Raw genomic sequence first — 20,727 nt, 5'->3', positions numbered from 1 at the left:
TCGTCACTTCGAGACGTTGACGGCGGAGGCGTCGTCGCCGAGAAGCTTGCCGTCAGAGGTCTCGAACTGCTTCTTGAACTCCGCGATGGCGTCGGCGACGGACTGCAGCGTGTCGTCCGACATCTTGCCGCCCTCACGGATGGAGGTCATGAGACCCGAGTGGTTCTGGCGGAGGTACGCCAGCATCTCGGCCTCGAAGCGACGGATGTCGGCGACCGGGACATCGTCCATCTTGCCGGTGGTGCCGGCCCAGATGGAGACGACCTGGTTCTCCGTGGCCATCGGCTGGTACTGCGGCTGCTTCAGCAGCTCGACCATGCGCTGGCCACGCTCCAGCTGCGCCTTCGACGCGGCGTCCAGGTCGGAACCGAAGGCGGCGAACGCCTCCAGCTCACGGAACTGGGCCAGGTCCACGCGGAGACGGCCGGAGATCTGCTTCATCGCCTTGTGCTGGGCGGAGCCACCGACACGGGAGACGGAGATACCGACGTTCAGGGCCGGACGCTGACCGGCGTTGAACAGGTCGGACTCCAGGAAGCACTGGCCGTCCGTGATGGAGATGACGTTGGTCGGGATGAACGCCGAGACGTCGTTGGCCTTGGTCTCGACGATCGGCAGACCGGTCATCGAACCGGCACCCAGCTCGTCCGAGAGCTTGGCGCAGCGCTCGAGCAGGCGGGAGTGCAGGTAGAAGACGTCACCCGGGTAGGCCTCACGGCCCGGCGGGCGGCGCAGCAGAAGCGACACGGCGCGGTAGGCGTCGGCCTGCTTCGACAGGTCGTCGAAGACGATCAGGACGTGCTTGCCCTGGTACATCCAGTGCTGGCCGATGGCCGAGCCGGTGTACGGGGCGAGGTACTTGAAGCCGGCCGGGTCGGACGCCGGGGCGGCGACGATCGTCGTGTACTCGAGCGCACCGGCCTCTTCGAGGGCCGCGCGCACGGACGCGATGGTGGAGCCCTTCTGGCCGACGGCGACGTAGATGCAGCGGACCTGCTTGTTCACGTCGCCCGAGCGCCAGTTGTCGCGCTGGTTGATGATCGTGTCGACAGCCAGGGCGGTCTTGCCCGTCTGGCGGTCACCGATGATCAGCTGACGCTGACCACGGCCGACCGGGGTCATGGCGTCGACGGCCTTGTAGCCGGTCTCCATCGGCTCGTGGACCGACTTCCGCTGCATGACGCCGGGGGCCTGCAGCTCGAGGGCGCGGCGGCCCTCGGTCGCGATCTCGCCGAGGCCGTCGATCGGGTTGCCGAGCGGGTCGACGACGCGACCCAGGTAACCCTCACCGACACCGACGGAGAGGATCTCGCCGGTGCGCTGCACCGACTGTCCCTCCTCGATGCCGCTGAACTCACCGAGAACGATCGCGCCGATCTCGCGCTCTTCGAGGTTCAGCGCAAGACCGAGCGTGCCGTCCTCGAACTTCAGCAGCTCGTTCGCCATGGCCGAGGGAAGACCCTCGACCTTCGCGATACCGTCGCCGGCCAGGCTGACCGTGCCGACCTCCTCGCGCGAGGCCGCGTCCGGCTGGTACGACTGGACGAAGTTCTCCAGCGCGTCCCGGATCTCCTCCGGCCGGATCGTGAGCTCCGCCATCTGGGTTCCCTGCTCTCCTTGTTGGGCCCGAAGTTTCTTAAGGGGTCTGGGGGCCGACCCCCAGGAATCTTCTGCAATCTCTGCACGGCCCAACCGGGCCGCTGTGATGCGTGTTGTGTTGGTGGCCGCTGCCGTCAGCCGGCGAGTCGACGGGTCGCCTCGTCGAGGCGCTCCGCGACGGTGCCGTTGATGACCTCGTCGCCGACCCGCACCGAGATCCCGCCGAGGACCGCGGGGTCCACGTCGAGGTTCAGGTGCATCTCGCGGCCGTACAGCTTCGCCAGTACGGCTCCGAGGCGCTGCTTCTGCTGGTCGGACAGCGGCACCGCCGAGGTGACGACGGCGACCATCCGGTTCCGGCGGTCGGCGGCCAGCTTGGAAAGGGACTCGAGTCCCGCTTCCAGGCTACGTCCCCGCGGCTGGGTCACCAGACGGACGACCAGGCGCTCGGTGGTGCGGTGCGCCTTGCCACCGAGCAGGCTGCGGAGCAGCTCGGCCTTGGCGGTGGCCGTGGCGGCCTTGTCCGTCAGCGCCGAGCGGAGCTCGGTGCTGGAGGACACGATCCGGCCGAAACGGAACAGCTCGTCCTCGACGTCGTCGAGCGCGCCCGTCCGCTGCGCGGCGGTCAGGTCCGCGGTGTTCGCCAGCTCCTCGGCCGAGTCGACCAGGTCGCGCGAGCGCGACCAGCGGGAGCGGACCATTCCGGAGACCAGGTCGACGGTCGCCCCGCCCACCTGACCGCTCAGGAGTCGCTGCGCGAGCGCGGCCTTGGCCTCACCCGGCTGGGCGGGGTCGGTCAGGACCCGGCGCAGCGACACCTCGCGGTCGAGCAGCGCGGTGACGGAGGCCAGCTCGTCCGCGAGCGTCGTCGCGTCGACCGAGGTGTTGTCGATCAGCGCGTCGAGGGACTCACGTGCGGCGGCCAGTGCCTCGCGGCTCGCTCCGTTCATCGGACGGCCTCTGCCTTCTCCTCGAGCTCATCGAGGAAGCGGTCGATCGTGCGGCTCTGGCGGGCGGTGTCCTCGAGGGACTCGCCGACCAGCTTGCCGGCCAGGTCGGTGGCGAGCTTGCCCACGTCCTGGCGCAGCGAGGCGGCCGCGGCCTTGCGGTCGGCCTCGATCTGCGCGTGGCCGGCCGCGATGATCTCCTCGCGCTGGCGCTGGCCTTCCGCCTTCATCTCCTGGATGATCGCGGTGCCCTGCTCCGTCGCCTCCTGGCGAAGACGCGCGGCCTCGTGGCGGGCCTCGGCGAGCTGGGCCTTGTACTGCTCCAGCACACTCTGAGCCTCGATCTGGGCCGACTCGGCCTTCTCGATGCCACCCTCGATGGCCTCGCGGCGCTCGTCCAGAACCTTGTTGATGTTCGGGAGGAGCTTCTTGGCGAGGAAGCCGAAGACGATGACGAAGGCGATCAGGCCGATGACGAGCTCGTCGAGATGCGGGATGAGCGGAGGCTGCTCCTCCGCCGCTGCCGCAAGAAGCAGAGCGTTCACATCAGTGCCTTCCGTAAAGGGGTTGGGCTAGGTCCGGCTTACTTGTAGACGAAGCCCATGACGATGCCGATGAGGGCGAGCGCCTCACAGAAGGCGAAACCCATGATCTGGTTGGTACGGATCAGGCCGGCCGCCTCGGGCTGACGGGCGAGGGCCTGGGTGCCGTTACCGAAGATGATGCCGACGCCGACGCCGGGGCCGATGGCCGCGAGGCCGTAGCCGATCGAGGCGACGTTTCCGTTGACGGCGGCGAGAGTCTCGAGAGCGGACATGCCGGTTCTTCCTTCTCTTTCAAGGACCCGGTGGGGGTTGGCCACCGGACGACTGTTGGTTGGGAGTGGTACTGCCGGGCGGGGCAGGACTCAGTGGTGCTCGGAGAGCGCGCCCTGGATGTAGCTGGAGGCCAGGAGAACGAAGACGTACGCCTGGACGGCCTGGATAAAGAGCTCGAAAGCGGTCATCACGAGGACCATCACGAACGAGGCGCCGGCGTAGACGAAGCCCAGGCCGTTCATGAGGTACCAGGTGGCCAGCGAGAACATCACGATCAGCAGGTGACCGGCGAACATGTTCGCGAACAGTCGGACCGCGTGCGTGAAGGGCCGGATCAGGAGGTTCGAGAAGAACTCGAGGACCACGACCAGGGGCAGGATCGGGCCCAGCGACTTGTCGTAGCCGACGATGTTCTTCCAGCCGCCCACGAAGCCGTGCTTCTTGAAGGTGAGCGAGATCCACATGACGTAGACGATCAGCGCGAGCGCGGCCGGGAAGGCGATCAGCGAGGTGACCGGGAACTGGGCCAGCGGGATGATGGACCAGAGGTTCATGATCCATACGAAGAAGAACAGCGACACCATGAAGGGGACGTACTTCTCGCCGTCCTTCTTGCCGATGATCTCGTAGACGATGCCGCGGCGCACGAAGTCGTACCCGGCCTCGCCGACCATCTGCAGCTTGCCGGGGACCAGCTTGGGCTTGCGGAACGCCGCCCAGAAGAACCCGACCACCACGATGGAGCCCAGAATGGCGAGCAGCATCGGCTTGGTCAGCTCGATGCCGGCCACCGTTGCGATGGGCTCGTACATGAACGTGTGCAGGCCCGGCGCCGGGAAGCCACATCCGGTGAAGATGTGGCAATCCGGGTCGAAGGCAAGCGTCTGGTCAGCACTCACCGCGGGCTCCTTCAGCGTGGCGCATAGGTTCGGCAACCTCGTTGTGTCGGCGCGGCACGCAGCCGCGGATCGGCACTGGACTGGTCTTACGGATAAGGGGGCGGCGGTTCGGCATCGAGCCTCGCGCTGGGACAGGCGTTGTTTCCGATGCCCGCGCCCGCAGTGCCGCAGTTGGCACCGGACGATAGCAGGAAGCCGAACGCGTCTTTATCCCGGCCCTACCCTTCACGACTTCGATCCCGACTTCTCGGGCTCGACGTACATGATCTTGGCCTTCATGTAGGCCCGGGCCTGCGCGGCGACCCACACCACGGTCGTCGCGAGCAGCGTGAAGGCGAAGGCCTTGAAATCGAACAGCTCAGTGTCCTTGAGCAGGAACAGGAAGATGAAGAGAAGCAGCAACTGGGCCGTGTAGAGCATGAGCCCCATGGCCTGGAAGAGCTGCGGGAGCTTCCTCGCCGTCCGCTGGAGGACCACCAGCCCGATCCCCATGAAGAGGATCACGACCAGGGTGCCGATCACGGCACCGATCGCGCCCTTGCCACCGGCGACCACCCCGCTGACGACCGTGGCGACGGCGCCTACGGCAACGGTGGGTACGGCGGTGTGCAGCAGGGTGCGTGCGTCGTTGGACGGCATGGCGGTGTCTCCGCTTGCTGGAGGGGGCGATGGTGTCGTCATGGACGAGCGTAAGCCCGGTCCGAGGTGGGTCTCGGGGCCGATGAACCGTCGCACTACGGCTCTTCGGCTCTGTCGCCGGGTCTCGTGAACGGTATCACAAACTATTTGAATAGGTCTTTACCCAGAGGGTGTGCCAACTGTCACACATGAGAGCTACAACGCCCGTGTGTGCAGGACAACGGGGCGACTTGTCTGGTATTGGACCCGAAAATGCCGTTCGTCAACTCGGCGTTCCGGCCTTCCGCCGGTCCGTGAAGCGCGAGCGGTTGCCGATCGCCGTCGCCCCGTTGATCCCCGCAGGGACCGGGACCCGCTCCTCCGGGGCCGTCCCGGCGACCGGCGTGGGAACGGCGGGGAGCTTGCGGCGCCGGTAGCGCGGCGGCACGAAGGACTCCGCCCAGCGGGGCGCGCGCGGCGTGAACCGCGGCAGCAGGAGCAGCACCAGACCGACCGCGCTCAGTGCCGTGATCCCGAGGACGATCCACATCGAGGCCGAGTGCACCGAGTACGCGAGCGTGCCGAAGGCGATGAGCGCCGACCAGAAGTACATGATCAGCACGGCCCGGCTGTGCGAGTGGCCGATCTCCAGGAGCCGGTGGTGCAGGTGCCCGCGGTCGGCCGCGAACGGCGACTGCCCCTTCCAGGTCCGGCGCACGATCGCCAGGAACAGGTCGGCCATCGGGATCGCGATGATCGTCAGCGGCAGCAGCAGCGGGATGAAGACCGGGAGGGCGGCGTGCGTGGCCTGCCGGGTCGAGCCCTCGAAGATCTTCAGGGTGTCGGGGTCGACCTGCCCGGTGATCGAGATGGCCGAGGCCGCGAGGATCAGGCCGATCAGCATCGAGCCCGAGTCCCCCATGAAGATCCGCGCCGGGTGCATGTTGTGCGGCAGGAAGCCCAGGCACATGCCCATGAGGATCACGGTGAAGAGGGTCGCGGGGGCGGCCGCCTCGATCGTGTAGCCGTACCAGAGGCGGTACGCGTACAGGAAGAAGGCCGTCGCCGCGATGCACACCATGCCGGCGGCCAGGCCGTCGAGGCCGTCCACGAAGTTGACCGCGTTGATGGTGAGCACCACCAGGGCGACCGTGAGCAGCGTGCCCTGCCACTGGGTCAGCGAGACCACGCCCACGCCGGGGATCGGCAGCCACAGGATCGTCAGACCCTGCACCACCATCACGCCGGCCGAGATCATCTGCGCGCCCAGCTTGATCAGGGCGTCCAGCTCGAACTTGTCGTCCAGGACGCCGATCAGCCAGATCAGGGCGGCGCCCGAGAGCAGCGCCCGTGGTTCGTTGGACAGCTCGAAGACGCTGTTCAGGTTCTGCAGGTGGTCGGCGACGAGCAGACCGGCGCACAGCCCGAAGAACATGGCGATGCCACCGAGCCGCGGAGTCGGTTCTCGGTGCACGTCGCGGGCGCGGATCTCCGGCATCGCCCCGGTCGCGATGGCGAACTTCCGCACCGGACCGGTGAGCAGATAGGTCACCGCGGCCGTGACACAGAGCGTCAGCAGGTAATCACGCACGGGCTGCCCCACAGGAATCGCTGGCCATCTCAGCCCCACACCCTAGCCGTGCCGTCCACGTGGTCGGAGACATCCGGGCCGCCCGAACGGTTCCGGCCGGCGCCGGCTCAGTGCCCGTACGGGGGAAATCCGCCGGTCAGCTCGCGTACCTCCGCCCGGACGCGGGCCGCCTGCGCGCCGTCGTCCCGCAGCGCGAGGCCGAACAGGGCGGCGATCCGCGCCATCTCCGGGACGCCCATCCCCTGCGTGGTGACGGCGGCCGTTCCCAGCCGGATCCCGCGCCCGTCCCCGTACGGCAGGGCGCAGGTGTCGAGCACGATCCCGGCGGCGGCCAGCCGGGCGCGGGCGGTGCGGCCGTCGACGCCGAGCGGGGCCGGGTCGGCACTGATGAGGTGGGTGTCGGTGCCGCCGGTCGTGACGGCGAAGCCCTCGGCCTCCAATGCGGAGGCGAGAACCCGCGCATGGGTGACCACCTGATGGGCGTACGCGCTGAACGCCGGAGTGGACGCCTCACCGAAGGCCACCGCCTTGGCGGCGATCGTGTGCATCTGGGCGCCGCCCTGCGTGAACGGGAAGACCGCGCGGTCGATCCGGTCCGCCAGCTCCTCGCCGCACAGGATCATGCCGCCGCGCGGGCCGCGCAGCACCTTGTGCGTGGTGGCGCAGACGACGTCGGCGTACGGGACGGGGTTCGGGGCGGCCCCGCCGGCGACCAGGCCGATGGGGTGGGCCGCGTCGGCGATGAGGTAGGCGCCGACCTCGTCGGCGATCTCGCGGAAGACGGCGTGGTCGAGGTGGCGGGGGTAGGAGATGGAGCCGCAGACGATCGCCTTGGGCCGGTGGTGGCGGGCGAGGGCGGCGACCTGCTCGTAGTCGACGAGACCGGTCTCCGCGTCGACGCCGTACGGGACGAAGTCGAACCAGCGGCCGGAGAAGTTCGCGGGCGAACCGTGCGTCAGGTGGCCGCCGTGGCCGAGGCCCATGGCGAGGACGGTGTCCCCGGGCTTCAGGAGGGCCGCGTAGGCCGCCAGCACGGCCGAGGAGCCGGAGTGGGCCTGCACGTTGGCGTGCTCCGCCCCGAAGAGGGCGGTGGCCCGCTGGACGGCGATCCGCTCGGCGGCGTCGGCGTACTCGCAGCCGCCGTGGTAGCGGTTGCCGGGATAGCCCTCGGCGTACTTGTTGGCGAGCGGGGAGCCGAGCGCGGCGAGGACGGCGGGCGAGGTGAAGTTCTCGGCCGCGATCAGCTGCAGCCCGTCCGCCTGCCGCCGCGCCTCCCCGAGCAGCACGTCGGCGATCTCCGGGTCCTGACGGCGCAGGACGTCGATTTCCTCTGCGGGGGGCGCGGTGACCGGCATGGCTGACTCCGGACGTGGAGGGGTGTCACCCCCCAATGTAGGCACGCCGCCGCGCCCCCGCCCGCCCACGCCGCCCAGCCGTGTCCGCGGCCCGTGTCCTGGCCCTGCGGCAGGCCCTTCAGCGCTCCCCCGGGACCCCCGTCAGCGCCGTCACGACGGGGTCGAGCGCTTGGCTGATCTCCTCGCCGATGGAGCGGAAGAAGGTGATCGGGGCGCCGTACGGGTCGTTGACCTCGTCCGCCTCCGCCGAGGGGGCCAGGAGCCACCCGCGCAGGGCGGCGGCGGCGCGGACCAGGGCGCGGGCGCGTTCGACCACGCCCTCGTCGCGCGGGTCCGGGAGTGTGGCCGGGTCGATCGCGCGGACCAGGCGGGTGAACTCCTTCAGGGTGAAGGTGCGCAGCCCCGCCGAGTGGCCCATGGAGATGACCTGGGCCCGGTGGTCGCGGGTCGCCGTGAGGACGAGGTCCGCGCGGATGACGTGCTCGTCGAGGAGCTCGCGGCCGACGAAGCCGCTGTAGTCCGCGCCGAAGTCGGCGAGGACCAGTTCCGCGTTGGCCTCCATGGGGGCGCCCTCGTGGCCCCAGGTGCCCGCGCTCTCCACGATGAGGCCGCCGAGGGGGTCCCCGGCGTGGCCCGGGGAGCGTTCGCCGAGGCGGACGCTCAGGGCGTGGCGGGTCAGCCGCTCGGTGATCGGCGAGCGGCAGACGTTGCCGGTGCTGACGTGGAGGATGCGGAAGGTGTTGCCGTCGTCGTACCCCGCTATGCCACGCCCCTCAGGGGCGGTCAATTGGCCACCTCGAGGTCGGGTACGACCTTCCGGAGCTCGTCCGGGGTCAGCGCGCCCTCGCGCAGCAGCACCGGCACCGGGCCCGTCACGTCGACGATGGAGGAGGGGACGTTGCCGGGCGTCGGGCCGCCGTCGAGGTAGACCGAGACGGAGTCACCGAGCATCTGCTGGGCGGCGTCGCAGTCCTCCGGCACCGGGTTTCCGGCCGTGTTCGCCGAGGTGACGGCCATGGGGCCGACCTCGGTGAGGAGTTCGATGGCGACCGGGTGCAGCGGCATGCGCAGGGCGACGGTGCCCCGGCTGTCGCCGAGGTCCCACGCCAGGGACGGCTGGTGGCGGGCGACCAGGGTGAGGGCGCCGGGCCAGAAGGCGTCGACGAGCTCCCAGGCCTGCTCGGAGAAGTCCGTGACGAGGCCGTGGAGGGTGGTCGGGGAGCCGATGAGCACGGGCGTGGGCATGCCACGGCCCCGGCCCTTGGCGGCCAGCAGGTCCGTGACGGCCTCGCTGCTGAAGGCGTCCGCCCCGATCCCGTACACGGTGTCGGTGGGCAGCACGACCAGCTCGCCGCGGCGGACGGCGGACGCGGCCTCGCGCAGCCCGGCCTTGCGGTCGGTCGCCTCGTTGCAGTCGTATCGCCGAGCCATCAGCTCCGGTCCTCCTCGTACGCGTCGTGCTGGGTCATGGTGTCGCCTTGCGGGCGGTCGCGAAACGCGGCCGGTTGTTCAGGTCCGGGTGGTCGGCGGCGTCGGCCCAGCCGGCCTCCTCGTTGAAGATCCACGGCACCTGCCCGCCCTGGGTGTCGGCGTGCTCGATGACGACGAGGCCGCCGGGGCGCAGCAGGCGGTGGGCCGTGCGTTCGATGCCCCGGATGGTGTCGAGGCCGTCCTCGCCGGAGAAGAGGGCCATCTCCGGGTCGTGGTCGCGGGCCTCGGGCGCGACGTACTCCCACTCGGTGAGGGGGATGTACGGGGGGTTGGAGATGACCAGGTCGACCTGGCCGTCCAGCTCGGGCAGGGCGGTCAGCGCGTCGCCCTGGTGGACGGTGACGCGCGAGCCCTCGGCGTTCTTGCGCGTCCAGACGAGCGCGTCCTCGGACAGCTCGACGGCGTGCACGCGCGAGCGCGGCACCTCCTGGGCCATGGCGAGGGCGATGGCCCCGGAGCCGGTGCACAGGTCGACGATGAGGGGTTCGACGACGTCCATGGCCCGGACGGCGTCTATCGCCCAGCCGACCACGGACTCGGTCTCCGGGCGGGGCACGAAGACCCCGGGGCCCACCTGGAGCTCCAGGTACCGGAAGAACGCCCGCCCGGTGATGTGCTGGAGCGGTTCGCGGGCCTCGCGGCGGGCGATCGCCTCCCAGTAGCGGGCGTCGAAGTCCGCGTCCTTGACGTTGTGCAGCTCCCCCCGCTTGACGCCGTGCACGAACGCGGCGAGCTCCTCGGCGTCGAAACGCGGTGAGGGAACGCCGGCGTCGGCCAGCCGCTGGGTGGCCTGGGCCACCTCGGCAAGCAGCAGGTTCACGCTGGTCCTCCGTGGTGCGGGGGGTGGGGCTTGAGGGGTGCCTCGGGCGGGGCCTCAGGCCGCGGCGAGCTTCGCCGCGGAGTCGGCGTCGACGCAGGCCTGGATGACCGCGTCGAGTTCGCCGTCGAGGACCTGGTCGAGGTTGTACGCCTTGAAGCCGACGCGGTGGTCCGAGATGCGGTTCTCCGGGTAGTTGTACGTCCGGATCTTCTCGGAGCGGTCGACGGTGCGGACCTGGCTGCGGCGCGCGTCCGCGGCCTCGGCCTCCGCCTTCTCCTGCGCGGCGGCGAGCAGCCGGGAGCGGAGGATGCGCATGGCCTGCTCCTTGTTCTGGAGCTGGCTCTTCTCGTTCTGGCAGGAGGCGACGATGCCGGTCGGCAGGTGGGTGATGCGGACGGCGGAGTCGGTCGTGTTGACGGACTGGCCGCCGGGGCCCGACGAGCGGTAGACGTCGATGCGCAGGTCGTTGGCGTGGATCTCGACGTCGACCTCCTCGGCCTCGGGCGTGACGAGGACGCCGGCGGCGGAGGTGTGGATGCGGCCCTGCGACTCGGTGGCGGGGACGCGCTGGACGCGGTGCACACCGCCCTCGTACTTGAGGCGGGCCCAGACGCCCTGGCCGGGCTCGGTGGCGCCGTTGCCGCCCTTGGTCTTCACGGCGACCTGGACGTCCTTGTAGCCGCCGAGCTCGGACTCGGTGGCGTCGATGATCTCGGTCTTCCAGCCGACGCGCTCGGCGTAGCGGAGGTACATGCGGAGCAGGTCGCCGGCGAAGAGGGCGGACTCGTCGCCGCCGGCGCCGGCCTTGATCTCCAGGATGACGTCCTTGTCGTCGCTGGGGTCACGGGGGACCAGGAGCAGGCGGAGCTTGTCGGTGAGCTCCTCGCGCTGCTTCTCCAGCACCTTCACCTCGGCGGCGAAGTCGGGGTCGTCGTGGGCCAGCTCGCGGGCGGTCTCGATGTCGTCGCCGGTCTGCTTCCAGGAGCGGTAGGTGGCGACGATGGGAGTCAGCTCGGCGTACCGCTTGTTCAGCTTGCGCGCGTTCGCCTGGTCGGCGTGGACCGACGGGTCTGCGAGCTTCTTCTCGAGGTCGGCGTGCTCGCCGACCAGTTCCTCGACCGCCTCGAACATCGGGGGCTCCTGGGTTTTCGTCAGTTGCTACGGGACGCCAAAGCGCCGGTCCCGGCCGCCCGCGCGGGGCAGCCGTGGACCGGCGCAGGGGCTCGCTACTTCTTGGCGGAGCCGGCGGCCTTGCCGAAGCGGGCCTCGAAGCGGGCGACGCGGCCGCCGGTGTCGAGGATCTTCTGCTTGCCCGTGTAGAACGGGTGGCACTCGGAGCAGACCTCGGCACGGATGGTGCCCTCGGTCAGGGTGCTACGGGTGGTGAACGACGCGCCACAGGTGCAGCTGACCTGGGTCTCGACGTACTCGGGGTGGATCTCGCGCTTCAAGGTGTCTCCTAGTTTCGGGAGGGCTCCGGGTCGTCGCCGCGGGTTGCGGCCGGACGTGAACCGGGGCCGACGTACCAGTCTGCCAGGACTGGCCGCATCTCCCCAAACCGGGGGGCGCCGCCGATTATTCCGGGGCTGTTCCCGGGCTCGTCCGAGGCCGGACGGGGAGCCGCCGGGGATCAGCGCACGACCCCGTCGGCCTTGCCGGTGGCGGCGTCCCGGGTGGCCGCGGCGGGGACCGGCCGGTCGGCCCTGAGGGCGGCCCAGACCTGCTGGGAGCGGGCTTCCAGCGGGATGACGCGGTTGGGGTCGCGGGGGTCGTAGACGACCGGGAGGGTGATCATGTGGACCTGGTCGGCGCCGATGCCGGAGAGGCCGCGGGCGAAGCCGGTGAGTTCCTTGACGGAGTCCAGCTCGGAGTCGGGGGTGATGGCCTTGGTGGCGGCGTCGGCGAGGCCGAGGAGCTTGGTGGGGCTGGTGAGCACGCCGACGCTCCTGACCTGGGCCAGGAAGGCCTTCATGAAGGCCTGCTGGAGCTGGATGCGGCCGAGGTCGCTGCCGTCGCCGACGCTCTTGCGGGTGCGGACCAGGGCCAGGGACCGCTCGCCGTCGAGGGTGTGGGTGCCGGGGGCGAGGTCGAGGTGGCTCTTGGTGTCCTTGATGGCGCGGGTGGTGGTGATCTGGACGCCGCCGAGTTCGTCGATCAGCTTCTTGAAGCCCGTGAAGTCGACCTCGATGTAGTGGTCCATGCGGATGCCGGACATCGCCTCGACGGTCTTGACGGCGCAGGCGGGGCCGCCGACCTCGTACGCGGTGTTGAACATGGCCCGCCGCGCGCCGGGGACGGTGGTGCCCGTGGAGTCGGCGCAGGCGGGGCGGGTGACGAGGGTGTCGCGCGGGATGGAGACGACGGAGGCCTCGGTGTGGCCGTCGTGGACGTGGACGACCATCGCGGTGTCGGAGCGGGCGCCGCCCTCGTCGGTGCCGTAGGCGGCGTTGTCGCCGGCCCGGGAGTCGGAGCCGAGGACGAGGATGTCCAGGGAGCCGTTGGCGAGGTCGTCGGGGCGGTCGCCGCCGAGCTGGGCGTTGATGTCGACGCCCTGGAGGTTGCCGTCGAGGCGGAGGTAGACGGAGCCGAGTCCGGCGCCGGCCAGGACGAGGACCGCGGCGGCGCCGGCGAGGAGCACGCCGGTGCGGCGGCGTGCGGCGGGCGGCTTGCGGCGGCGTCCGGTGCCGGCACCGGGTATGCGGCCGCTCTTGTTCTGCTCGGTCATCGTCTTCCCTCGGGCCCTCGGTTCACCTTCTGTGACGGCGAATCGCCCGAAAGAGTTGCATACGGACCTGTGCGGTGCCGTGGCGCAAGGGCCGGAAACGCACCGCGCCCGCCGTGCGGAGGCACGGCGGGCGCGGCGGTCGACGCAGGTCACGAGGGGGTTACGGCTCCGGGGGCCGGGTCGCGGGCTTCGGAGCCCTCCTCGCGCGCTGTGACGCGAGTCTCACGTCAGTCGTTGTTCGAGGCTCCCGGAGTCGTCTTCTGGATCTGCATCAGGAACTCGCCGTTCGACTTCGTCTGCTTGAGCTTGTCGAGCAGCAGCTCGATCGCCTGCTGCTGGTCGAGCGCGTGCAGCACGCGACGCAGCTTCCAGGTGACGGCGAGCTCCTCGCTGCCGAGCAGGATCTCCTCCTTGCGCGTACCCGAGGCGTCGACGTCGACGGCCGGGAAGATGCGCTTGTCGGCGAGCTTCCGGTCGAGCTTGAGCTCCATGTTGCCGGTGCCCTTGAACTCCTCGAAGATCACCTCGTCCATGCGCGAGCCGGTGTCGACCAGCGCGGTGGCCAGGATGGTCAGCGAGCCGCCGTCCTCGATGTTGCGCGCGGCGCCGAAGAAGCGCTTCGGCGGGTAGAGCGCGGTCGAGTCGACACCACCGGACAGGATGCGGCCGGAGGCGGGCGCCGCGAGGTTGTACGCGCGGCCCAGGCGGGTGATGGAGTCGAGCAGGACGACCACGTCGTGACCCAGCTCCACGAGGCGCTTGGCGCGCTCGATGGCCAGCTCGGCGACGGTGGTGTGGTCCTCGGCCGGGCGGTCGAAGGTCGAGGAGATGACCTCGCCCTTGACCGACCGCTGCATGTCGGTGACCTCTTCCGGACGCTCGTCGACCAGGACGACCATCAGGTGGCACTCGGGGTTGTTGTGGGTGATCGCGTTGGCGATCGCCTGCATGATCATGGTCTTGCCGGTCTTCGGCGGGGCCACGATCAGACCGCGCTGGCCCTTGCCGATCGGCGACACGAGGTCGATGATCCGCGTGGTCAGCACACCCGGGTCGGTCTCCAGACGGAGGCGGTCCTGCGGGTAGAGCGGGGTCAGCTTGTTGAACTCCGGGCGGCCGCGGCCGGAGTCGGCGGCCATGCCGTTGGCGGAGTCCAGGCGGACCAGCGCGTTGAACTTCTCGCGGCGCTCACCCTCCTTGGGCTGCCGGACGGCGCCCGTGATGTGGTCGCCCTTGCGCAGGCCGTTCTTGCGGACCTGGGCGAGGGAGACGTACACGTCGTTGGGACCGGGCAGGTAGCCGGAGGTCCGGATGAACGCGTAGTTGTCGAGGATGTCCAGGATGCCCGCGACGGGGATCAGGACGTCGTCCTCGGAGACCTGCGGCTCGCCGGCGGCGAACTCGTCGCGGCCACGGCGCCCGCGGCGGTCGCGGTAGCGTCCGCGGCGGCCCCGGCGGCCGCCGGCCTCGTCGTCGTAACCGTCGTCCTGCGGGCCGGCCTGCTGGCCGCCGCCCTGCTGCTGGCCCTGGCGCTCCTTGCGCTGGCCGCCCTGGCCGCCGCCCTGCTGGTCGTCGCCCTTGCCGCGGTCGCGCTGGCGGTCACGGCGGTCGCGGCGGTCACCGCGCTCGCCCCGTTCCCCGCGGTCACGGCGGCCCCGGCCCTCGGCGCCGTCGACGGCGGCCTCGGCCTTGGCGTCGGCGTTCTGGGTGTCCGGCTTGGCCTCGCGGGCCTCGGTGCGGGCCTCGGCCGTACGGGTCTCGGCGGTACGGGTCTCGGTCCTGACGGCCTGGGCGGCCTCGGCCTTGGCCTCGCCCTCCGGCGAACCGGCGGGGGCGGTGGCCCTGCGGCGGCGGCGCTCGCCCGCCGGGGCGTCGTCGGCGGCCGGCTGGCCCGGGATGTCGATCTGCTGCTGGGCGACGGCCGGCTCGGCCTTCTCCGCCTGCGGCGCGCCGTTCTCGGCGGCCTCACCCGTACGGGCCTTGGAGGTGGCGCGACGCTTCGGCTTGGTCTCGGCGGCGTCGGCGGTCTTGGCGGCGGCGGGGCCCGAGGCCTGCGCCTCCTTGATGACCTCGATCAGCTGGCTCTTGCGCATCCGCGCGGTGCCCCTGATGCCGAGGCCGGACGCGACCTGCTGCAGCTCGGCCAGGACCATGCCCTCGAGGCCGGTGCCGGAGCGGCGGCGCCGTGCGGTGCCGCCACTGGCAGCACCTGCGGCGGGCGCGGCGGTGTCGACACTGTTGTCGGCAGTCACGCCCATCAGATCGGTGGTGTCGCTCACGAAGGGTCCTTCCCTGGAGCGGACGTCGGCCATCTGGCTCGGCGACCGGTTGTGCTGTCCGGCAGGGTCCTGGTTGGTGGACCGTGTCCGGGGCGGTGGTCCCGCCGGGTACGGCGGAAGAGAGAAAACGTGCTGGGGTCCGGCCCGAGCGCCCCCTGCTCGGCCCTCGGCTGAGAGAAGCGAGGGGTGTCGTGCCGGTTCCGGAGCGTGCTCGAAACTGCTCAGGCGGGCTGCTCTGGCAGTTGGGGAGGCTCCCGGAAGAATGGGTGGTCCCTAAGGGGACACTGCGCACCGCGCCACAAAGAGGTCGGGTGCAGACTTGAGGTTAACACTACCGGCTCCAACAAACATTCCCCCTCTCCATCACCGGCAATCCCGTGTCCGGACGCCGCCGGGCGTCCGGAACACCGCCCGTCAGGGCGTTCCCCCCGGATCGCGCCGGGCTCTCGGCCCGATCCGCGGGACGCGCCCTAGGGCGCCAGCGGGAGCACGCCGGCTCCCGCCGTGTCGAGGTCGAGCCGGTTGGCGGCCCATCCCTCACCCGCGAGAAGGGCGACCTTGTCGGCCGTCCCGTGCTCGGCCAGCGCGAGGACGGTGGGGCCCGCGCCGGAGATGACCGCGGGGACGCCGTCCGCCCGCAGCCGGTTCACGAGGGCGATGCTCTCGGGCATCGCCGGGGCCCGGTACTCCTGGTGCAGCCGGTCCTCGGTGGCCGCGAGCAGCAGCTCGGGGCGGCGGGTCAGGGCCTCGACGAGGAGGGCGGCGCGTCCCGCGTTGGCGGCGGCGTCCACGTGCGGGACGGTGCGCGGCAGCAGTCCGCGGGCGGTCTCGGTCAGGACCGGCTTTCCGGGGACGAAGACCACCGGAACGATGGAGTCCGAGGGGTCCATCCTGATCGCGCGGGCGGCGCCGGCCTCGGTCCAGGCGAGGGTGAAGCCGCCGAGGAGACAGGCGGCGACGTTGTCGGGGTGGCCCTCGATCTCGGTGGCGAGCTCCAGCAGGGCGGCCTCGTCGAGCTTGGCGTCGCCGCCTATGGTCACGGCGCGGGCGGCGACGATGCCGGCGCAGATGGCGGCCGAGGAGGAGCCGAGGCCCCGGCCGTGCGGGATGCGGTTGGCGCAGACGACCTCGAGGCCGCGCGGCTGTCCGCCGAGCAGGTCGAAGGCCGTGCGCAGGGAGCGTACGAGCAGGTGGCTCTCGTCGCGCGGGAGCGTCTCGGCGCCCTCCCCGGCGATGTCGACGTGCAGCCCGGAGTCGGCGACCCGGACGACCACGTCGTCGTAGAGCCCCAGCGACAGACCGAAGGCGTCGAAGCCCGGGCCGAGGTTGGCGCTGGTGGCGGGGACGCGCACCCGTACGGCGGCGGCGCGGAACGCTGGACCGGCCATCGCTCGATGACTCTCCTTGATTGCGACAACGGGTATTTCAAGAGAAGTAAACGGGAACCCGGGGGACCGTTTCGGCCTGGGGGGCGACAACGGCAAGACACCGCGCATATGCGGCGGGGCGGGTTCGGTACAGCCTATCGAAGGAAGGTTCTGTGGCGACATAGGGCGCACAGGAGGCGCACGATGCGTGTCGCGGGCCAACCTGTGCGCCTATGTACGTTCCTGATCGGGTATCGATCAGCTCCCCTCCCCCGGCCGGAGCGGGGGGAGGGGGGTGGAATCAGGCCAGACCGAGGCGCTCGGCGGCGGCCGCGGCGTCGACCGGGACGGTGACCGGCTGCGGCGCGCCGGCCACGGCCCAGTCGGGGTCCTTCAGGCCGTTGCCGGTGACGGTGCAGACGATCCGCTGCCCCGGGTCGACCTTGCCCTGCTCGGCGGCCTTCAGCAGGCCGGCGACCGAGGCGGCCGAGGCGGGCTCCACGAAGACGCCCTCCTGCGCGGCCAACAGCCGGTAGGCGCGCAGGATCTCACGGTCCGTCACCTCGTCGATGAAGCCGCCCGAGGCGTCGCGCGCGGCGATCGCGTGGTCCCAGGAGGCCGGGTTGCCGATGCGGATCGCGGTGGCGATGGTCGACGGGTCCTTGACGACCTCGCCGCGCACGAGCGGCGCGGAACCGGAGGCCTGGAAGCCCCACATGCGCGGCCGGCGGGCGGCCAGGCCGTCGGCGGCGTACTCGGTGTACCCCTTCCAGTACGCCGTGATGTTGCCGGCGTTGCCCACGGGCAGGACGTGGATGTCGGGGGCGTCGCCGAGCATGTCCACGATCTCGAACGCGGCGGTCTTCTGGCCCTCGATGCGGACCGGGTTGACCGAATTGACCAGCGCCACCGGGTAGTTCTCGGAGAGCGAGCGGGCCAGCGTCAGGCAGTCGTCGAAGTTGCCGTCGACCTGGAGGATCTTCGCACCGTGCACGAGGGCCTGGCCCATCTTGCCGAGCGCGATCTTGCCCTGGGGCACCAGGACGGCGGAGACCATCCCGGCCCGCACCGCGTAGGCGGCGGCGGAGGCCGAGGTGTTGCCGGTGGACGCGCAGATGACGGCCTGCGCGCCCTCCTCCTTGGCCCGGGTGATGGCCATGGTCATGCCCCGGTCCTTGAAGGAACCGGTGGGGTTGGCGCCCTCGACCTTGAGGTGCACCTCGCATCCCGTGCGCTCGGAGAGGACCTGAGCGGGAACGAGCGGCGTACCGCCCTCACGGAGCGTGACGACCGGCGTCGTGTCCGTGACCGGAAGACGGTCCCGGTACTCCTCGATGATGCCGCGCCACTGGTGGGTGCCCTTGCTGGTCATGGGTCCTTACTCCCCTTCAACACGCATGATGCTGGCGACACCGCGCACGGTGTCGAGCTTGCGCAGCGCCTCGACCGTCCCCGAGAGGGCGGCGTCGGGCGCGCGGTGGGTGACGACGACGAGGGAGGCCTCGCCGTCCTTGCCCGTCTGACGGACGGTGTCGATCGACACGCCGTGCTCGGCGAAGACCGTCGCGACCTGGGCGAGGACGCCCGGCTTGTCGGCCACGTCGAGGCTGATGTGGTACCGCGTGACCACGTCGCCCATGGGGCTCACGGGCAGCTGGGTGTACGCGGACTCGCCGGGGCCGTTGGCCCCGCCCCGCTTGTTCCGGCAGACGGCGACCAGGTCGCCGAGGACGGCGGAGGCGGTCGGAGAGCCACCGGCGCCGGGGCCGTAGAACATGAGCCGCCCGGCGGCCTCCGCCTCGACGAAGACCGCGTTGTACGCCTCGCGGACGGAGGCCAGCGGGTGGCTGAGCGGGATCATCGCGGGGTGCACGCGCGCGGTGACGGAGCCGCCGTCGGCGGCCCGCTCGCAGATCGCCAGCAGCTTGATGGTGCAGCCCATCTGCTTGGCGGAGGCGAAGTCGGCGGCGGTGACCTCGGTCATGCCCTCGCGGTAGACGTCGTCCAGGCGCACGCGCGTGTGGAAGGCGATGCCGGCGAGGATGGCGGCCTTGGCGGCGGCGTCGAAGCCCTCGACGTCGGCGGTCGGGTCGGCCTCCGCGTATCCGAGGGCGGTGGCCTCGTCCAGCGCCTCGGAGTAGCCGGCGCCGGAGGTGTCCATCTTGTCGAGGATGAAGTTGGTCGTGCCGTTGACGATGCCCATCACCCGGTTGATCTTGTCGCCGGCGAGGGACTCGCGCAGCGGCCGGATCAGCGGGATGGCGCCGGCGACGGCCGCCTCGTAGTACAGGTCCTGCCCGTGCTGCTGGGCGGCGGCGTAGAGCGTCGCGCCGTCCTGGGCGAGGAGCGCCTTGTTGGCCGAGACCACGGAGGCGCCGTGCTCGAAGGCGGTGGTGATGAGGGTGCGGGCCGGCTCGACCCCGCCGATGACCTCGACGACGACGTCGATGTCGCCCCGTTTGACCAGGGCGGTGGCGTCGGTGGTGATCAGCTCGGCCGGGATGCCCTCACGGACCTTGTCCGGGCGGCGGACCGCCACGCCGGCGAGCTCGACCGGGGCGCCGATGCGCGCGGCGAGGTCGTCGGCGTGCGTCGTCATGATGCGCGCCACCTCTGAGCCGACCACTCCACAGCCCAGCAGCGCCACCTTCAGCGGACGCGTACGCATCATCCGACCTCGTTTCTCGTACTTCGGCTTCGTATTTCTACGGTGGGTCCAGTCTCACTCACCGGACGGGCGTTTCCGCCCCATGTCCGGATCGTGAGACATCGATTTCATCACTCGGCCTATTTCATCACGCGACCATTTCCTCAGCCGACGTCGAGACGCAGGAGATCTTCCTCCGTCTCGCGCCGCACGATGACCCGCGCCTCGCCGTCCCGGACGGCGACGACGGGCGGCCGGAGCGCGTGGTTGTAGTTGCTGGCCATGGAGCGGCAGTACGCCCCCGTGGCCGGGACGGCGATCAGGTCGCCGGGCGCCACGTCGGACGGCAGGAAGGCGTCCCGTACGACGATGTCACCGCTCTCGCAGTGCTTTCCGACCACCCGGGACAGCATGGGCTCCGCGTCACTGGTGCGGGAGACGAGGCTCACGCTGTACTCGGCGTCGTAGAGGGCGGTGCGGATGTTGTCCGACATGCCGCCGTCGACGCTGACGTACGTCCGCAGCCCTTCGAGCGGCTTGACCGTGCCGACCCGGTAGAGGGTGAAGGCGGTCGGCCCGACGATGGCGCGGCCCGGCTCGACGGAGATGCGCGGCGTGCGCAGCCCGGCGGCCTCGCACTCGCGGCTCACGATCTCGCCGAGGGCCTTGGCGATCTCGTGCGGCTCGCGCGGGTCGTCGTCGGAGGTGTACGCGATGCCGAGGCCGCCGCCCAGGTCGATCTCGGGCAGCTCGACGCCGTGCTCGTCGCGCACCTCGGCGAGGAGCTGGACGACGCGGCGGGCGGACACCTCGAAGCCGGCCATGTCGAAGATCTGCGACCCGATGTGCGAGTGGATGCCGATGAGCTCCAGGCCGTCGAGCTTCAGGGCCCTGCGGACCGCCTCGGCGGCCTGCCCGCCGGCCAGGGCGATGCCGAACTTCTGGTCCTCGTGGGCGGTCGCGATGAACTCGTGGGTGTGCGCCTCGACGCCGACCGTCACCCGGATCTGCACGCGCTGCCGCTTGCCGAGGGACTGCGCGATGTGGGCGACGCGGACGATCTCCTGGAAGGAGTCGAGGACGACGCGCCCGACACCGGCCTCGACGGCCGTGCGGATCTCCTCCTCGCTCTTGTTGTTGCCGTGGAAGGCGATGCGCTCGGCGGGCATGCCCGCCGACAGCGCGGTCGTCAGCTCGCCGCCGGAGCACACGTCGAGGTTGAGGCCCTCCTCGTGCAGCCACCGCACGATCGCGCGGGACAGGAACGCCTTCCCCGCGTAGAACACGTCGGCGTCCTGGCCGAAGGCCTCCGCCCAGGCGCGGCAGCGGGCCCGGAAGTCGGTCTCGTCGAGGAAGTAGGCGGGGGTGCCGAACTCCTCGGCGAGGTCGGTGACGGCGAGCCCGCCGAGGGTGACGACCCCCCGCTCGTCCCGCGCCACGGTCCGCGCCCAGACCTTCGGGTCGAGCGCGTTGAGGTCGGCGGGGGGCGCGCTGTAGTGGCCCTCGGGGAGGACGTCGGCGTGGCGGGGGCCTGCGGGGTGGGCGGAACGGCTCATGTCTGGCTCTGCTCT

General features: G+C 70.9%; 19 protein-coding genes. All 19 read right to left on the bottom strand.

The window, feature by feature from the left end; all coding sequences use genetic code 11:
- Window positions 1-3: 3 nt before the first annotated feature.
- The 19 genes from atpA to lysA all read right to left on the bottom strand — a co-directional run bounded on the left by atpA (window position 4) and on the right by lysA (window position 20,712).
- Window positions 4-1,599 carry a F0F1 ATP synthase subunit alpha gene (atpA, locus tag ABTY40_RS15060; RefSeq protein WP_309052216.1) on the bottom strand — a complete coding sequence of 532 codons (1,596 nt, stop codon included), beginning with the start codon at window positions 1,597-1,599 and terminating at the stop codon, window positions 4-6.
- Between the two features lie 134 nt (window positions 1,600-1,733).
- Complete coding sequence (locus tag ABTY40_RS15055; protein WP_352059873.1) at window positions 1,734-2,549, bottom strand: F0F1 ATP synthase subunit delta; 816 nt, start codon at window positions 2,547-2,549, stop codon at window positions 1,734-1,736.
- Window positions 2,546-3,091, bottom strand: coding sequence for a F0F1 ATP synthase subunit B (locus ABTY40_RS15050; protein WP_309052218.1), 546 nt, complete (start codon window positions 3,089-3,091; stop codon window positions 2,546-2,548). The genes ABTY40_RS15055 and ABTY40_RS15050 overlap by 4 nt, the downstream gene beginning before the upstream one ends.
- Window positions 3,092-3,129: 38 nt before the next feature.
- A complete protein-coding gene (gene atpE / locus ABTY40_RS15045) occupies window positions 3,130-3,363 on the bottom strand; it encodes an ATP synthase F0 subunit C (protein ID WP_010474382.1) in 234 nt (77 codons plus the stop codon).
- 90 nt (window positions 3,364-3,453) lie between these two features.
- Complete coding sequence (gene atpB, locus ABTY40_RS15040) at window positions 3,454-4,263, bottom strand: F0F1 ATP synthase subunit A (protein ID WP_309052219.1); 810 nt, start codon at window positions 4,261-4,263, stop codon at window positions 3,454-3,456.
- A gap of 225 nt (window positions 4,264-4,488) precedes the next feature.
- Window positions 4,489-4,902 (bottom strand): Cg1360 family ATP-synthase-associated protein, encoded by a 414-nt coding sequence (locus ABTY40_RS15035; protein WP_345285552.1) that lies wholly within the window; start codon window positions 4,900-4,902, stop codon window positions 4,489-4,491.
- Window positions 4,903-5,164: 262 nt separating this feature from the next.
- A complete protein-coding gene (locus ABTY40_RS15030) occupies window positions 5,165-6,472 on the bottom strand; it encodes an MraY family glycosyltransferase (protein WP_345285554.1) in 1,308 nt (435 codons plus the stop codon).
- A gap of 107 nt (window positions 6,473-6,579) precedes the next feature.
- Window positions 6,580-7,827, bottom strand: coding sequence for a serine hydroxymethyltransferase (gene glyA, locus ABTY40_RS15025; protein WP_352059872.1), 1,248 nt, complete (start codon window positions 7,825-7,827; stop codon window positions 6,580-6,582).
- 118 nt (window positions 7,828-7,945) lie between these two features.
- Entirely contained in the window at window positions 7,946-8,614 is a 669-nt protein-coding gene (locus tag ABTY40_RS15020; RefSeq protein WP_345285558.1) for an arsenate reductase/protein-tyrosine-phosphatase family protein, read from the bottom strand.
- Entirely contained in the window at window positions 8,611-9,258 is a 648-nt protein-coding gene (locus tag ABTY40_RS15015; protein ID WP_345285560.1) for an L-threonylcarbamoyladenylate synthase, read from the bottom strand. Before ABTY40_RS15015 ends, ABTY40_RS15020 begins: the two co-directional genes overlap by 4 nt.
- Before the next feature lie 34 nt (window positions 9,259-9,292).
- Window positions 9,293-10,138: a peptide chain release factor N(5)-glutamine methyltransferase gene (gene prmC, locus ABTY40_RS15010; RefSeq protein ID WP_309052004.1), complete on the bottom strand. Its 846-nt coding sequence runs from the start codon at window positions 10,136-10,138 to the stop codon at window positions 9,293-9,295.
- A 54-nt stretch (window positions 10,139-10,192) separates the two neighbouring features.
- Entirely contained in the window at window positions 10,193-11,269 is a 1,077-nt protein-coding gene (gene prfA, locus ABTY40_RS15005) for a peptide chain release factor 1 (RefSeq protein ID WP_345285562.1), read from the bottom strand.
- Between the two features lie 95 nt (window positions 11,270-11,364).
- Window positions 11,365-11,589 (bottom strand): 50S ribosomal protein L31, encoded by a 225-nt coding sequence (gene rpmE, locus ABTY40_RS15000; RefSeq protein ID WP_030761597.1) that lies wholly within the window; start codon window positions 11,587-11,589, stop codon window positions 11,365-11,367.
- Window positions 11,590-11,768: 179 nt separating this feature from the next.
- Complete coding sequence (locus ABTY40_RS14995) at window positions 11,769-12,863, bottom strand: LCP family protein (RefSeq protein ID WP_352059871.1); 1,095 nt, start codon at window positions 12,861-12,863, stop codon at window positions 11,769-11,771.
- 227 nt (window positions 12,864-13,090) lie between these two features.
- Complete coding sequence (gene rho, locus ABTY40_RS14990) at window positions 13,091-15,142, bottom strand: transcription termination factor Rho (RefSeq protein ID WP_502990586.1); 2,052 nt, start codon at window positions 15,140-15,142, stop codon at window positions 13,091-13,093.
- A gap of 470 nt (window positions 15,143-15,612) precedes the next feature.
- On the bottom strand, window positions 15,613-16,530 hold the full coding sequence (gene thrB, locus ABTY40_RS14985) for a homoserine kinase (protein WP_345285571.1): 918 nt from the start codon (window positions 16,528-16,530) through the stop codon (window positions 15,613-15,615).
- A 280-nt stretch (window positions 16,531-16,810) separates the two neighbouring features.
- A complete protein-coding gene (thrC, locus tag ABTY40_RS14980) occupies window positions 16,811-17,881 on the bottom strand; it encodes a threonine synthase (RefSeq protein ID WP_352059869.1) in 1,071 nt (356 codons plus the stop codon).
- 6 nt (window positions 17,882-17,887) lie between these two features.
- The gene (locus ABTY40_RS14975; RefSeq protein ID WP_345285575.1) at window positions 17,888-19,180 is read right to left on the bottom strand and encodes a homoserine dehydrogenase; all 1,293 of its coding nucleotides are present in this window, start codon (window positions 19,178-19,180) and stop codon (window positions 17,888-17,890) included.
- Window positions 19,181-19,320: 140 nt separating this feature from the next.
- Window positions 19,321-20,712, bottom strand: coding sequence for a diaminopimelate decarboxylase (gene lysA, locus ABTY40_RS14970; protein WP_352059868.1), 1,392 nt, complete (start codon window positions 20,710-20,712; stop codon window positions 19,321-19,323).
- Window positions 20,713-20,727 lie beyond the last annotated feature (15 nt).

Origin of the sequence: Streptomyces sp. NPDC126503 (assembly GCF_040302405.1) — a bacterium.
Taxonomy (GTDB): Bacteria; Actinomycetota; Actinomycetes; order Streptomycetales; family Streptomycetaceae; genus Streptomyces; species Streptomyces gulbargensis.
Note: the sequence above shows the minus strand (reverse complement) of the source record. Positions and strands in the feature narration are given on the sequence as shown.